This is a genomic window from Microbacterium sp. TNHR37B (assembly GCF_001620065.1).
In the GTDB taxonomy this organism is placed as follows: Bacteria; Actinomycetota; Actinomycetes; order Actinomycetales; family Microbacteriaceae; genus Microbacterium.
Genome location: NZ_LQGV01000001.1, coordinates 1,474,911 through 1,488,121, shown reverse-complemented (window position 1 = coordinate 1,488,121; position 13,211 = coordinate 1,474,911). Strand labels below are relative to the sequence as shown.

11 protein-coding genes are annotated in these 13,211 nt (G+C 70.9%); 1 reads left to right on the top strand and 10 read right to left on the bottom strand.

Annotated elements, in window-relative coordinates; all coding sequences use genetic code 11:
• Positions 1–2 precede the first annotated feature (2 nt).
• The 6 genes from AVP41_RS07105 to AVP41_RS07080 all read right to left on the bottom strand — a co-directional run bounded on the left by AVP41_RS07105 (position 3) and on the right by AVP41_RS07080 (position 6,134).
• A complete protein-coding gene (locus AVP41_RS07105; RefSeq protein WP_067162467.1) occupies positions 3–1,271 on the bottom strand; it encodes an NtaA/DmoA family FMN-dependent monooxygenase in 1,269 nt (422 codons plus the stop codon).
• Entirely contained in the window at positions 1,268–2,089 is an 822-nt protein-coding gene (locus AVP41_RS07100) for an ABC transporter ATP-binding protein (RefSeq protein ID WP_067162466.1), read from the bottom strand. The genes AVP41_RS07105 and AVP41_RS07100 overlap by 4 nt, the downstream gene beginning before the upstream one ends.
• An 11-nt stretch (positions 2,090–2,100) precedes the next feature.
• Complete coding sequence (locus tag AVP41_RS07095; protein WP_231902686.1) at positions 2,101–3,165, bottom strand: FecCD family ABC transporter permease; 1,065 nt, start codon at positions 3,163–3,165, stop codon at positions 2,101–2,103.
• Positions 3,162–4,247, bottom strand: a complete 1,086-nt coding sequence (locus AVP41_RS07090; protein WP_231902685.1) for a FecCD family ABC transporter permease — start codon at positions 4,245–4,247, stop codon at positions 3,162–3,164. Before AVP41_RS07090 ends, AVP41_RS07095 begins: the two co-directional genes overlap by 4 nt.
• On the bottom strand, positions 4,244–5,236 hold the full coding sequence (gene fepB / locus AVP41_RS07085) for a Fe2+-enterobactin ABC transporter substrate-binding protein (RefSeq protein ID WP_067162464.1): 993 nt from the start codon (positions 5,234–5,236) through the stop codon (positions 4,244–4,246). Before fepB ends, AVP41_RS07090 begins: the two co-directional genes overlap by 4 nt.
• 82 nt (positions 5,237–5,318) lie before the next feature.
• Positions 5,319–6,134 (bottom strand): siderophore-interacting protein, encoded by an 816-nt coding sequence (locus AVP41_RS07080; protein WP_067162462.1) that lies wholly within the window; start codon positions 6,132–6,134, stop codon positions 5,319–5,321.
• A gap of 49 nt (positions 6,135–6,183) precedes the next feature.
• On the opposite strand from AVP41_RS07080, the gene AVP41_RS07075 reads away from it, so the two are divergent.
• Entirely contained in the window at positions 6,184–6,957 is a 774-nt protein-coding gene (locus tag AVP41_RS07075; protein WP_082829107.1) for a helix-turn-helix domain-containing protein, read from the top strand.
• A 170-nt stretch (positions 6,958–7,127) separates the two neighbouring features.
• On the opposite strand, the gene cydC is transcribed toward AVP41_RS07075, so the two are convergent.
• From cydC to AVP41_RS07055, 4 genes are all read right to left on the bottom strand, one after another.
• Positions 7,128–8,789, bottom strand: coding sequence for a thiol reductant ABC exporter subunit CydC (cydC, locus tag AVP41_RS07070; protein ID WP_067162458.1), 1,662 nt, complete (start codon positions 8,787–8,789; stop codon positions 7,128–7,130).
• The gene (cydD, locus tag AVP41_RS07065; protein ID WP_067162456.1) at positions 8,786–10,528 is read right to left on the bottom strand and encodes a thiol reductant ABC exporter subunit CydD; all 1,743 of its coding nucleotides are present in this window, start codon (positions 10,526–10,528) and stop codon (positions 8,786–8,788) included. The genes cydC and cydD overlap by 4 nt, the downstream gene beginning before the upstream one ends.
• A gap of 115 nt (positions 10,529–10,643) precedes the next feature.
• Positions 10,644–11,678 carry a cytochrome d ubiquinol oxidase subunit II gene (cydB, locus tag AVP41_RS07060; RefSeq protein ID WP_067162454.1) on the bottom strand — a complete coding sequence of 345 codons (1,035 nt, stop codon included), beginning with the start codon at positions 11,676–11,678 and terminating at the stop codon, positions 10,644–10,646.
• Positions 11,679–11,687: 9 nt separating this feature from the next.
• Positions 11,688–13,133, bottom strand: coding sequence for a cytochrome ubiquinol oxidase subunit I (locus AVP41_RS07055; RefSeq protein WP_067162452.1), 1,446 nt, complete (start codon positions 13,131–13,133; stop codon positions 11,688–11,690).
• Positions 13,134–13,211 lie beyond the last annotated feature (78 nt).

The window sequence follows — 13,211 nt, the reverse complement described above, 5'->3', positions numbered from 1 at the left end:
GGTCACGGCGGGTCGCGTCGCAGCCCCGTTCCCGGGGCGAGGTGACCGCGCCGGCGCAACTCCGGCAGGAGCGCAGCGCACGCGAGCTCGACGCTGGTCCAGCTGCCGCCGGGGAAGGCGATGAACCCGTCGATCGATGCGCGCTCGAAGCGGGCCGAGATCGCATCCGCCGCGTCGTCGACGGAGCCGATCACCGTCCAGTGCAGATCCGCGACGGCATCGGGGGACTCCAGCAGCGTGCCGAGCGTGTGCCCCGCTGCGGCGGCTCGCAGGCGCTCTGCGCGAGCGTCGAGAGGAGTGTCGGGAGTCCGTAGCCGCGCTCGTGGCACCGAGTCGTCGAGGGAGAGGCCCGACAGATCGGCGTGGATCGCGGCCGCCACCGCATCACGACGTCGCGCCAGCGTCGCGGGCGCCTGGGCGGCCCGGAAGGCGGTCCAGCCCTCCGCGCTCGTCGCGCCCAAGAACAGGCTGAGCCCGGGGACCACGGCCGCCGGCGCTCGGCCGAGCCCCCGCGCTCGCACGATGAGATCGCGGCGCAGCTCCGCCGCCGTCTCCTCCTGTGGCGCGGCGGTGAAGACGGCATCGGCATGACGGGCCGCGAACTCCCTTCCGGCCTCCGACCCGCCGGCCTGCAGCATCGGCAGCCGACCGGCGGATCCCGACGGGGTGGTCAGGGGGCCCTCCACGCGGAAGCTCTCGCCCTCGTGATCCAGTCGGCGGACGCGCTCGGGGTCGGTGAAGCGACCGGATGCGCGATCGTGGATGACGGCGTCGGGGGGGAACCCGGCGCGAAGGCCCTCCACCACCTCGACGAACTCCTCCGCGCGTCGCCACCGCCCCTCGGAGGTCTCGGGTCGCGGCGTGGCGTGGTTGCGGTCGCCCCCGAGGGAGGTGACGAGGTTCCAGCCGACGCGGGGTCCGGCGAGATGTTCCAGCGAGACGAGCTGCCGCGCGACCGTGAAGGGGTCGGCGAAGGTCGCCGAGAGGGTCGCGATCAGCTGGATCCGGTGTGTATGGACGGCCACCGCCGCGAGTTGAATGAGGGGATCGAGGCCCAGCTGGCCGGCGTCGTCGCGGATACGCGCCGGATCGATCTCCTGGGCATCGGGCCGGAAGGCGAAGTCGAAGCCGGCCCGCTCGGCCCGCGCGACGGCCTCGACGATCGGCCCGCCCGTGAACATCTCCTCCACGCGGCTGCCGGGGTGACGCCACCCCCACCCGCGCAGCCACGTCGGGGCGAGGGTGAACCCGGTGAGCAGTGTGCGGCTCATGACCCCACCCGCCCCGACAAGCTGGCGATCGGGAGGACCATGGGGTGACCGGTGCGAGGATGCGGCTGAACCTCCGCCTCGATCCCGAATGCGTGGGCGACGAGCTCTGCCGTCATCACCTCGGCGGGGGCACCGGTGGCGACGATCCTCCCGTCCTTCAGCACGATGAGCTCGTCGGCGTAGCGGCAGGCCTGGTCGAGATCGTGGAGCACCATGACGACGGTGCGCCCCTGTGTGCGATTGAGGTCGCGGATCAGCTCGAGTACGTCGAGCTGATGGGCGATGTCGAGGTAGGTCGTCGGCTCGTCGAGCAGCAGGACGGGAGTCTCCTGAGCCAGCAGCAGGGCGATCCACGCGCGCTGGCGCTGACCCCCCGATAGCTCGTCCAGCGGGCGGTTCACCAGATCCTCCATCCCCGTGGCGGTCACCGCGGCGGTCACCGCATCCGCGTCGTCGGCCGACCATTGCTGCAGGAGGCGCTGATGCGGGTATCGTCCGCGCGCGACGAGTTCGCCCACGGTGATCCCGGGCGGTGCCGTCGACGATTGGGGGAGGAGCCCGATCCTGCGCGCGAGAGCCTTGGCGTGGAGGTTCCGCAGGTCGTCGCCGTCGAGGGTGACGGCGCCGCTCGTCGGCGGCAGAAGCCGGGCGAGCGTGCGCAAGAGGGTCGACTTGCCGCTGGCGTTGGCCCCCAGCACGACGGTGACGGCGCTCGGCGGGAAAGCGATGTCGACGCCGTGGAGCACCTGACGGCCGTCGTACGAGGTGGTGAGTCCGTGGGTCCGGAGGCCGAGCGTCCGGAGCTGCGCTGAGGTCACGGTGATTCCTTTCACAGACTGGCCCGGCGGCGCGAAGGAACAAGCAGCCAGAGTAGGTACAGGCCGCCGATCACACCCGTCATCCGCCCGATCGGGACGCTGAACGACACCGGGAGCACCCGCGTCACGAGGTCGGCGACGACGAGAAGCGCGGCACCCATGGCAGCGCCGGAGACGGCGGGGAGATGGTCGTCCCGCGTGAGGCGACGGGCGAGCTGGGGTGCGGCGAGGGCGACGAAGGCGATGGGCCCCGTCGCCGCCGTCGCGAGAGAGGCGAGCGTCACCGCGAGGGCGACGAGCGTGAGCCGCACACGCTCGGTGCGCACACCGAGCTGTCCGGCCAGGTCATCGCCCATCTCCACGATGTCGGCGCTGCGGGTGAGGGAAAGGACGACCGGGAGCGCGATGACGACCCCGATCGTCACGGGCACGGCGTGTTCCCATCCGCGCGCATCCAGGGACCCGGCCAGCCACAGGTTCGCCTGGGCGGCGCTGTCGAGGTCGCCCTTGACGAGGAGGAGACCGTTCACCGCCGACAGCACGGCTCCCACGCCGATGCCGACGAGGATCAGCTGCCGACCGCGTAGCGATCCGCCGCGGCGAGCGAGGACCAGGACGACGGCGGCTGTCGCGATGCCGCCGACCAGCGCTCCGAACGCGATCTGCCCGGAGCTCGCGCCGAACACCACGATGAAGGTCAGCGCGCCGGTCGCCGCGCCGGTCGTGAACCCGATCACGTCCGGGGATCCCAGTGCGTTCCGGGAGATCGACTGGAACACCGCGCCCGCGATCCCCAGCGCCGCGCCGGCGGCCACCGCCGTGACGACCCGGGGGAGACGGATGCCGTGCACGACACGGACCGACGCGTCCGTCCCCGTCCCGCCGAGGGCGCTCACGACCTCCGCCGCGGTGAGCGGCACGCTGCCGATGCCCATCGCGATGACCCCGGCCGCCAGTGCGGCGGTGACCAGGGCGAGGGTCACCGCGAGCGTACGCGGGCGGTAGACGATCGATACCCCCGCGAGCCGCAGGACGCGGGCGCCACCGGGCGCGCGGGTCAGATCGACGGCGGTCACAGGAGGGCCATCCGTCGGTGGCGGGCGATCGCGACGAACACGGGGCCGCCGATGAGGGCGGCCATGATCCCGACGCCGACCTCACCCGGGAGGGCGACGACGCGGCCGGCCACATCGGCGACGAGCACGAGACCGGCGCCGAGGAGCATCGCGGCGGGAAGCATCCGTCGATGGTCGGAGCCCACCCAGCGGCGGGCGACGTGCGGTGCCGTGAGGCCGATGAATGCGACGGGACCGGCGGCGGCTGTCGCGCCCGCCGACAGCAGCACGACGGCCGTCCCGGCCAGGGTCCAGACCCGAGCGGGGCGTACCCCGAGAGCACGGGAGGCATCGTCGCCGAGCGACACGGCGTCGAGGGAGCGCGCCAGGGTGAGCGCCAGGATGACGCCCACTCCGATGAGGACGAGGGTGGGGATCAGCACGTCGAGCCCGCGCCCCTGCAGGGAGCCGACGATCCAGTTGCGGTACCGGTCGAAGAGCAGATCGTCGGCGTTCACGATGACGATCTGGGCGAGCGCCCCCAGAACCACCGACAGAGCCGCCCCCGCCAGCACCAGCCGCACCGGATCGCTGCCCCGGCGTACGCCGCCGAGGAGGAGCACGAGGACCCCTGCCGAAGCAGCACCTCCCAACGCGAACAGGAAGTAGCCGGCGGGCTGGATGACGCCGAAGACGGCGATCGCCACGGCGACGGCGAGGGCCGAGCCCGCGTTGACGCCGAGGATGCCGGGCTCGGCGAGCGGGTTGCGGGTGAGTGACTGCATGACGACTCCTGCCGCCCCCAGTGCCGCTCCGGCGAGCACGGCGAGGATCGTCCGCGGGATGCGGGTGTGGAGCAGGATGAGGTGCGCATCATCCTCCGCGGAGAAACGCGTGACGACCCCCCACAGGTCAGACGGTGCCAGCATCCGTGTGCCGACGAGGGTGCTCAGGGCCATTCCCGTGACCACGACGAATGCGAGGAGGGTCGCTCCGGTGACGAACGCCACCCGGCTCAGTGGTCGACGTGCCGACTCCGCGGGAAGGGGCGAAGCCTCCGACGGCGCCGCCCCCTCCACGAGGTCCGGGGGGACAGAACTCACGGGGCGAAGGCCGCCCGCACGCCCTCGACGATCTCGGTGGCGCTGTAGGGGTCCATGCGGAAGGAGTTCACGCCCAGCCCGTAGACCTGTCCGGCGCGCACCGAGGGAACGTTCGCCATCACCGGGTCTTCGGCGAAGCGCTGCGCGGTCGCGTCGTCGGCGCTGAGGATGAAGGTGGTCTCGCTCGTCAGCCGGGTGAGGTTCTCATAGGGCGCCCAGACGAAGTCCTCGCGTTGCTGCGCCTGCGTGTGCCATGCCGGGTCGGGGTCTTCGATCGTGAAGCCGAGGTCGGCGAGGAGCTTGGCCTGAGCACCGCCCTTCCGCGCGATCGGGTTGTCCTGGCCTGCGCCGTTGAACGAGATGATGTTGGCGGTGCCCGCGGGCACGGCGATCTCTTCAGCGACGTCGTCGACGAGCGCATCGAAGCTCTCTTCGACGGCGTCGGCCTCCGCCTCGCGTCCGGTGGCCTCGCCCAGTTCGTCTGCGAGGTCCTGCCAGGTCTGTCCGCCATAGTCGACGACGATCGTGGGAGCGACATCCCGCAACGCCTCCACCTGATCGAGCAGGGCGTCACGGCCCGAGGTGGCCACGACGATGAGATCGGGGTCGGCGGCGATGACGGCCTCCAGGTCGAAGCTCCCGACCTCCCAGATCGGGTCGACGTCGCGCTCCTCGGCGATGCCCGCCCACTGGTCGAACCACGCGCCGCCCGTGGAGGTGCCGCTCGCGATCACGGGCGCGTCGAGGGCGAGGAGCGTGCCGGTCACCGACACCGCCGTAGACAGGACGCGCTGGGGTGCGGCGGGGATCTCCGTCGTGCTCCCGTCGGCGTTGTCGAACGTGCGGGGCCATCCGGCGCCCTCGTCCGCGGAGGAGGGCGGGGAGTCGGAGGATGCCGGGGCGGGCGCGCCGGTGCACGCGGAAAGAGCGAGAGCGGCGGCGAGGGCGAGCGAGGCGGTGCCGAACGCGCGGAGGCGGAGAGTCGTCATGGGTCTTCCCTCTGGATGTGTGACTGGATGGGTGGGTGGAGCGGAGAACGGGTTTCGACGGCGGGCGAGCAGAGCGGTCGTGTCAGTCCTCGTCGGGTACCGCGTGGTGGTCGAGGTTCGCGACGCCAGTGCGCCAGTAGCCGTCGATGTCGTACTGCGTGCGCGCCACGCCTCGCTGGCGGAGCGAGCGGCGGAGGGGAACCAGGCTGTCGGCTTCGCCCGCCGCCCAGACGAAGGTGCCCTCGCTGATCGACAGGTCCGCCGCGAGTGCAGTCACCGCTTCGGTCCGCGCGGTCGGGTCGGGAGAGACATGCCACACCACGTCGGTGCCGGAGCGGGCCGGGAGCGGGTACTCGTCCTTGCTCGCCGCGAGGACGTGCACCTCCATTGGCGCGGTCCAGGTCGGGTCGTCCAGCCAGCGGCCCAAGGCCGGGAGTGCGGTCTCGTCGCCGATCAGGACGAACCGGTCGTAGCCGGTGGGGTAGAGGTGCGAACCACGGGGGCCGAGCACCCCCAACGGCATCCCGGGGAGCGCCGAGTGCGCCCATCGTCCTGCCGGTCCGTGGGCATGCAGGACGAAGTCGATCGTCAGCCCGTGGTCGTCGAGGCGCCGCACGGTGTAGTCGCGCACGGAGTTCGGCAGCTCACGCAGGCGCAGGCCCGAACCGTCGGGCTCACGACGGGGGAGGGTGACGGTCCCGGTCGCGGAGTCGGGGAGGACGATCTTGACGTGGTCGGCGACCGCGCGCGAGGGAAACGGGAACGTCGCATCGAGGTCTTCGCCGTCCAGGATCACGCGCTGCATTCGCGGTCCGATACGTTCGCTCTGGATCACGCGAAGCAGACGGACGCCGAGATCGTGTCGGACGGTCTCGATCGGCAGGCGCTGCTGTGGCACGGGTTTCCTCTCGTCGGGGTTCCAGGTTAGGTTTGCCTTACCTGGTTTGATGACGAGAACTGGACACACGATGCGCCGTGCCGGACGAGTGAGCAGCCCCCCGAACGGGACTGCTTTCGCCGATGCCCGACTCGTCGATCGCGCGACGCATCGACACGACGAGGACGAGCTCACCTGGGTCGTCTCGGGCAGCTGCACTCTCGTCATCGGGGAGCGGCGCTGGAACGTCGACACCTCGCGAGCGCTCGTCGTTCCCGCAGACAGGGAGCACGTCGTCGTGCCACGCCCCGATTCCCTCGTCTTCCCGCTGTTCTTCCCCGAAGGTCTCGCCGCCGAGGCTCACGTGATCCCCCGAACAGCGGAGCTCGATTCGTGCGTCCGCGTTCTCCTGCAATCGGGAATCGCCACTCCGCGCGCCGTGGCTGCGGCGCGGTCGGAAGTGATCCGGCGAGTGGGTGAGGCGGTTCGGCGACGACCGGAGCTCGTCTTGCCGACGGACGCCCGCGCTCGTCGTGTGGCTGCGCGAATCGTCGAGCATCCCGCCTCGGCACTACGTCTGGAGGACTGGGCGCGCGTCGTGCACACGAGCGCGAAGACGCTCCAGCGAGCCTTCGTCAAGGAGACCGGGATGACCTATCCGCGGTGGCGGCTCCGCGCTCGCCTCCTCGCCGCGCGGACGATGCTGGAGGACGGGAGAAGCGTCGAGTCGGTGGCTCGCGCTGTCGGATACGCCGGGGCGGGGGCGTTCATCGCCGCATTCCGCCGCGAGTACGGCGTGACCCCGGGGGCACACCGCGCGCGCGTCTTCTCCGACCGGAGCTGACGCGCATCGCCCGGGTGTGGTTGGGTCTCGCCCGAGTGAGCACAGTGGTGGCCGTGCACGACGGCGGAGATCTGCGACCACACGCCGGCCTCACCGGCTCGTGCCTCGGCGTGTCGAGCCGCTGATCCGCCGTTGTGCTCCTCGGACGAGGCCGCGGTGTCCCGCGTCGGTCAATCGGCGATGCGGCCGTTCTCGAGCCGCACCGTGCGGTCGACGAGGCCGTCGGGCACGCGGACATGGGAGATGAGGACGACGGCGCGGTCGTCCCCGACCGCCGTCAGCAGGTCGGCAAGGAGGGCATCGGAGGCCGCGGGATCGACGCCGGCGGTCGGCTCATCGAGCACGAGGACGTCGAACCCGTGGAGGAGTGCCCGAGCCAAGGCGATGCGCTGGGCCTGTCCGCCCGAGACGAGGGCGCCCCGCTCGCCGACGCGCGCGTCGAGTCCGCCACGCTCGCGCACCCAGTCACCGAGTCCCACGGCGTCGAGCGCCGCCTCCAGTTCCGCATCCGTGGCGGTGTCGCGCGCGAACAGGAGGTTCTGACGGATGTCTTCGTCGAAGAGCATCGGGTTCTGCTCGCACAGGCCCACCGTGAGGCGCACGTCATCGGGGGAGAGCGTCGCGACGTCGGCGTCCCCGATCGCGTACTGGCCCTCGATCTCGAGGAAGCGGACCAAGACATGCGCGAGGGTCGTCTTGCCGGCGCCGCTGGAGCCGACGACGAGCAGCCGCTCACCGGGCGCGACATCGAGGTCGACGCCGTGGAGCGACGGTTCTGCGGTGTGCGGCCACCGTGCGGTCACGCCGCGCAGGCGAATCCCGGAGCCGAGCGCCGGTGCCCGGCCGGTCGGCTCGCGATCCCGGGGGAGCTCGGCGGGAACGTCGGCGGGGACGGCGTCGGCGATACGCGTCGCGGCGGCGCGCACCTGCCGCCACGAGGCCGCGGCCAAGGGGACGGCCGCGAACACCTCGAAGACGGCCATGGGAACGAGCACCGCGACCGCCATCTCGGGTCCGCCGAGATGGCCCGAGGCGATCGCCGGTGCCGACACGAGGACGGCGAGGAGGGAGGCCGCGCCCGCGAGGAGCGAGACGACGGCGGCGGTTCCCGCCTGAGATCCGGCACGCCGGACGACGGCCCGGCGGAGCCGCTGATCGGCGCGGGCGATGCGCTCGCGGCTGGCGGCCTCGGCGCCGTACGCCGCGAGCACGTCGAGGCTGCCGAGATGGTCGGTCACGGCGTCGGACAGGGCGGCCCGCAGGGGGGCGATCGACCTCTCCGCGCGCGACCCGGAGGCCCAGCCCCACGCAGATGCCGCCGCCGCCGCGATCACGAGACACCCGAGCAGGGTGAGGGCGGCGGGCCACCACACGAACGCGATCAGCACGACCGCGCCCAGCGCGACCGCGGTCGACGAGACGAGCGGGAGCACGACGCGCAGGGGCAGGTTCTGGAGCTCGTCGACGTCGTCGACGAGCGCGCCCAGCACCGAGCCGCGCCGCGTGCGGGTCAGGCCGTCCGGGGCGAGGGGCACGAGCCGCCGCACGAGGTCGGTGCGGGTGTCGGCGAGTTGCCGAAGGGCCGCGTCGTGGCTCGCGAGACGCTCGGTGTACCGGAACGCGGCGCGCGTGAGGGCGAACATCCGCACCCCCACGACGGCCGCCGAGATGTACATGAGCAGCGGCTGTTCGCTTGCGCGGACGATGAGCCAGGCGCTGACGGCGAGGAGCGCGACAGCCGACGCCTCGGACGCGAATCCGGACGCCGCCCCGGGCCAGAATCGGCGAGCGGACGGCATCGCGCCCCGGAGGATGTCGGCGGCCGAGGTCATGCGTCCACCCCCTCAGGGAAGGGCACGCCCGCGGGCTCCGCGGAGTAGTCGAGCACGTGGTCGGCGATCGCGCGGGCCGAGGTGCGGTGGGAGACGAGGAGGACGATCGCGCCCTCGTCGGCCAGGCGGCGCACCTGCGACCACAGCTCGGCCTCGGTGAAGGGATCGAGGGCGGCGCTGGGCTCGTCCAGCGCGAGGACGGGCACGCGGTGGTGGAGGTGGTGATGGATCGCGCGGGCCACCGCGACCCGCTGCGACTGCCCGCCCGACAGTCCGGCCCCCTGCACTCCGAGCACACGGTCCGGCTCGATCTCGGCCGCACCGGCGCGGGACAGTGCGTCGCGGACACGCGCGTCGCGGTCGGAACCGGAGGACTGTGGCGAGGGGGCGCCGGACTCGCCCGCGCCGTCCCCCTCGCCGAGTGCGACGTTGTCGGCGACGGTGCCGCCGATGAGACCGGGGTTCTGGCCTGCCCACGCGATCCACGTGGCCGGATCGAGCACGTCGACGCCCACGCCTCCGAATGTCGCGGTGCCGCGGAACGCAGCGGCTCCCCGGAGCGCCGCGAGGAGGCTCGACTTCCCGCTGCCGCTCGGCCCCTCGATGAGGGTCACGGTGCCGCGCGCGGCGGTGAACGACACCGGGGCCAGCTCGCGGTCGCCGCGGACGACGCGCAGGTCGCACACCTCGAGAGCGCGGTCGTCGACCGCCGTACCGGTGTCGGCGCACGCGGCCTGCGTGGGCGCGCGCCGGAGGTCACGGGCGGCATCGAGCACCGCGAACACGTCGTCGGTGGCGGCCACGCCCTCCGCGGCGGCGTGGAACTGCACGCCGACCTGCCGGAGCGGCAGGTACGCCTCGGGGGCGAGGAGGAGGACGAAAAGACCCACCACGAGCGTCAACGACCCGTCCATGAGGCGGAACCCGATCGTGACGGCGACGATGGCGACGGCGATGGAGGCGAGGAGCTCCAGCGCGAAGCCCGAGAGGAACGACACACGCAGCACGCGCATCGTCTCCCGGCGGTACGTATCGGTGACGGTGCGGATCGAGGTGACCGCTCGGCGGTGGCGGCCGAACACCTTCAGCGTGGACAGGCCCCGGACGGTATCGGCGAACCGGGCAGCGAGCTGTCCCAGGGTGTTCCACTGCTTCTGCTGGACCGATCGGGTCGCCAATCCGATGAGGATCATGAACAGCGGGATGAGGGGGAGGGTCAGCAGCACCGTGAGACCCGAGATCCAGTCCTGCCACCACATGACCGCCAGGATGATCGGCGTCGCGATCATCGTCTGCGTCAGCTGCGGAAGATAACGCGCGAAGTAGGCGTCGAGCGCTTCCAGGCCCCGACCGGCGGTGACCGCCAGCCGTGCGCTGTTCTGCGTCTCGAGCCACCCGGGCCCGAGCGTCCCCACGGCGTCGACGAGGGTGCCGCGCAGCTGCGCCTGCACGCGCGCGGCCGCGCGGGCCGACACGGTATCGCGTGCCCACAGCAGGAGGGCGCGCAGCACGATGGTGGCCGTCAACCATCCCAGCACCTCGGTGAGAGGCTCGCGCTCGATCGCGCCCGTGATCGCCCGCGTGAGCGTCCAGGCGAAGGCGATCGTGACTGCCGTCTGAGCGAGCCCGATCAGGGCGATGACGACGAAGAACCCGCGTGCCGCTGTCGCGTACCGCAGGAGCCGGGGATCGACGGGGCGCCCGCGCGCGGGGGCTCTCGTCGTGTCGTCATCCGGCATTCTTCGATCCTCGCAGATCGGTCGGTGTGTGGGCGGGCGGGGGAGGGGGGAAAAGAGCCGGGGCGGCGAGGTGTCGCTCCTCGCCGCCCCGGAACCCGGTGAACACGGTGTGCGGTCAGTGCGCCGCGGCCTCCGCCTTCTCGATGACCGATCGCGTGACGCGCTTGCGGAACACCCAGTAGGTCCAGCCCTGATACAGGAGCACGAGCGGCAGGAAGATGAGCGCCGCCCACGACATGATCTGGAGCGTCATCTCGGTGCTGGACGCGTTGGAGATCGTGAGGCTGTTGTTCGCCAGGTCCGTCGAGGACGGCATGACGAACGGGAACAGCGCGAGCCACAAGGTCAGCACGGCGAAGACGATCGTCACCGCACCGGCGGCGAACGCACGGCCGTCACGGTCGGCCCAGTTGAAGAACACCGAGACGAGGAGGGCGACGGCGGCGATCGCGCCGCAGGCGATCACGGCCCACAGGAGCGGAGCCTCGCGTCCGGCAGCGAGGAAGATCGTCCAGACGACCGTCCCGGCCGCGAAGATCACCGTCGGGATCGCGAGCTTCTTGCCGAGCGCCTGCGCGTCGTGATGCACCTGCCCGTCGGTCTTCAGGCCGACGAAGTAGACGCCGTGCAGGAAGAAGAGCAGCAGGGTCGTGACGCCGACCCACAGCCCGTACGGGTTGAGGAGCGTCAACAGCGAGCCCGTGAACTCGTGGTCGGCGTCGATCGGGACGCCCTGCACGATGTTGGCGACCGCCACGCCCCACAGGAGCGCCGGAAGGGCCGAGCCGATCACGATCATCCAGTCGAAGCGCCGCTTCCAGCGGGGGTCATCGCGCTGGTGCCGGTACTCGAACGACACGCCACGGGCGATGAGCGCCAGCAGGATGAGCAGCAGGGCGAGGTAGAACCCGCTGAACAGCGTGGCGTACCACTCGGGGAATGCCGCGAACAGGCACGCGCCGGCGACGATGACCCAGGTCTCGTTGAGGTCCCAGACAGGGCCGATCGTGTTGATGACCTGGCGGCGCGACACTTCGTCCTTGCCGAGGAAGGGAAGCGACATCCCGACGCCGAAGTCGAAGCCGTCGAGCACGAAGTAGCCGACGAACAGCACTCCGACGATGAAGAACCAGAGGTAGGCGAGATCCATGGCGGGCTCCTAGTACACCGTCGACGGGGTCTGGTCGACCGAGAGATCGGACGGATCGGGGTCGTCCGGTCCGGGCAGCGGGTCGGGGCCGGTCTTGACGGTCTTGAAGATGAGACCGAACTCGACGACCGCGAGGATGAGGTAGATCAGCGTGAACGCGATCAGCGAGATGAGCACCGTCCAGCCGGGGACGCTCGGCGAGACGCCGTCCTGCGTGAGCATCTGGCCGAAGACGATCCAGGGCTGGCGCCCCATCTCGGTGAACACCCACCCGACCAGGATGCCGAGGAGGGCCAGCGGCGCCTGCCAGATGGCGATCTTCCACATCCAGCCGGCGACCGGACGCTTGGCGTTCTTGCGGGTGACCCAGAGGCCGACGACGGCGATGAGGGCGGCGAGACCGCCGAAGCCCATCATCCAGCGGAACGACCAGTAGGTGACCCACAGGATCGGCGCGAAGTTGCCGTCGACCTGGTCGGCGAACTGCGGGAACAGCTCGGTCGCGTACTTCGCGTTGAGGTCGTTGATGCCCTCGACGCAGCCGTTCAGATCGTGAGTGGAGAGGAAGGCGAGCAGGTGCGGCACGCGCAGTGACCAGATCTCGCTCGTGCCGTCGGGCGTTCCGATCGAGAACAGGGAGAACGAGGCGTTCGCGCCGCACGCGTTGTTGAAGAGCGCTTCAGCGGCGGCCATCTTCATCGGCTGCGTCTGGACCATCACGAGACCGAGCTGGTCGCCCGAGAGCGCCACGCCGGCGAACGCGATGACGACCGACCACAGTCCGAGGCGGAGCGCCGGGCGCATCATCTCTTCATGCTGCTTGCGCGAGAGGTGCCAGGCGGCGACGGCCACCATGACTCCGGCGGCGAACATGATCGCGGAGAAGATCGTGTGGGGGAACTGCGTCAGGGCGACGGGGTTGGTGAGCACCTCGCCGAAGTTCGCCATCTCGGCGCGATGTCCTTCCTCGGACATCTTGAAGCCCTGCGGGTTCTGCATGAAGGCGTTGGCGGCGAGGATGAAGTAGGCCGAGAGCCACGTGCCGGCGACCGTGATCCAGATCGTCGCGAGGTGGAGGCCGCGCGGAAGCTTGTTCCACCCGAAGATCCACAGGCCGATGAAGGTGGCCTCGAAGAAGAACGCCATGAGTCCCTCGAAGGCGAGGGGGGCTCCGAACACGTCTCCGACGAAGCGACTGTAGGACGACCAGTTCATGCCGAACTGGAACTCCTGGACGATGCCGGTGACGATGCCCATGGCGAAGTTGATCAGGAAGATCTTCCCGAAGAACCTCGTCAGGTACAGCCACTTCACGTTCGCCGTCCGGTACCACGCGGTCTGGAAGATCGCGACGAACAGCGACATCCCGAGCGTCAGCGGAACGAAGATGAAGTGGTACAGAGTGGTCAGTCCGAACTGCCAGCGCGCCAGCAGCAGTGGATCAAGAAAGTCCATGCGAGTCCCTCCCCGAGCGTGGGTCTTCCTATTGCCTGAAGGTACACAGGCCTTTGCCAGCCGGCCGCGGAGCCAGCC

What these genes read in the sequence shown, in the direction of transcription:
- AVP41_RS07075 (WP_082829107.1), top strand. Translation starts at nt 6,184, where the DNA reads ATGACGAGAACTGGACACACGATGCGCCGTGCCGGACGAGTGAGCAGC.
- cydD (WP_067162456.1), bottom strand. Translation starts at nt 10,528, where the DNA reads ATGCCGGATGACGACACGACGAGAGCCCCCGCGCGCGGGCGCCCCGTC.
- cydB (WP_067162454.1), bottom strand. Translation starts at nt 11,678, where the DNA reads ATGGATCTCGCCTACCTCTGGTTCTTCATCGTCGGAGTGCTGTTCGTC.
- cydC (WP_067162458.1), bottom strand. Translation starts at nt 8,789, where the DNA reads ATGACCTCGGCCGCCGACATCCTCCGGGGCGCGATGCCGTCCGCTCGC.
- fepB (WP_067162464.1), bottom strand. Translation starts at nt 5,236, where the DNA reads ATGACGACTCTCCGCCTCCGCGCGTTCGGCACCGCCTCGCTCGCCCTC.
- AVP41_RS07105 (WP_067162467.1), bottom strand. Translation starts at nt 1,271, where the DNA reads ATGAGCCGCACACTGCTCACCGGGTTCACCCTCGCCCCGACGTGGCTG.
- AVP41_RS07055 (WP_067162452.1), bottom strand. Translation starts at nt 13,133, where the DNA reads ATGGACTTTCTTGATCCACTGCTGCTGGCGCGCTGGCAGTTCGGACTG.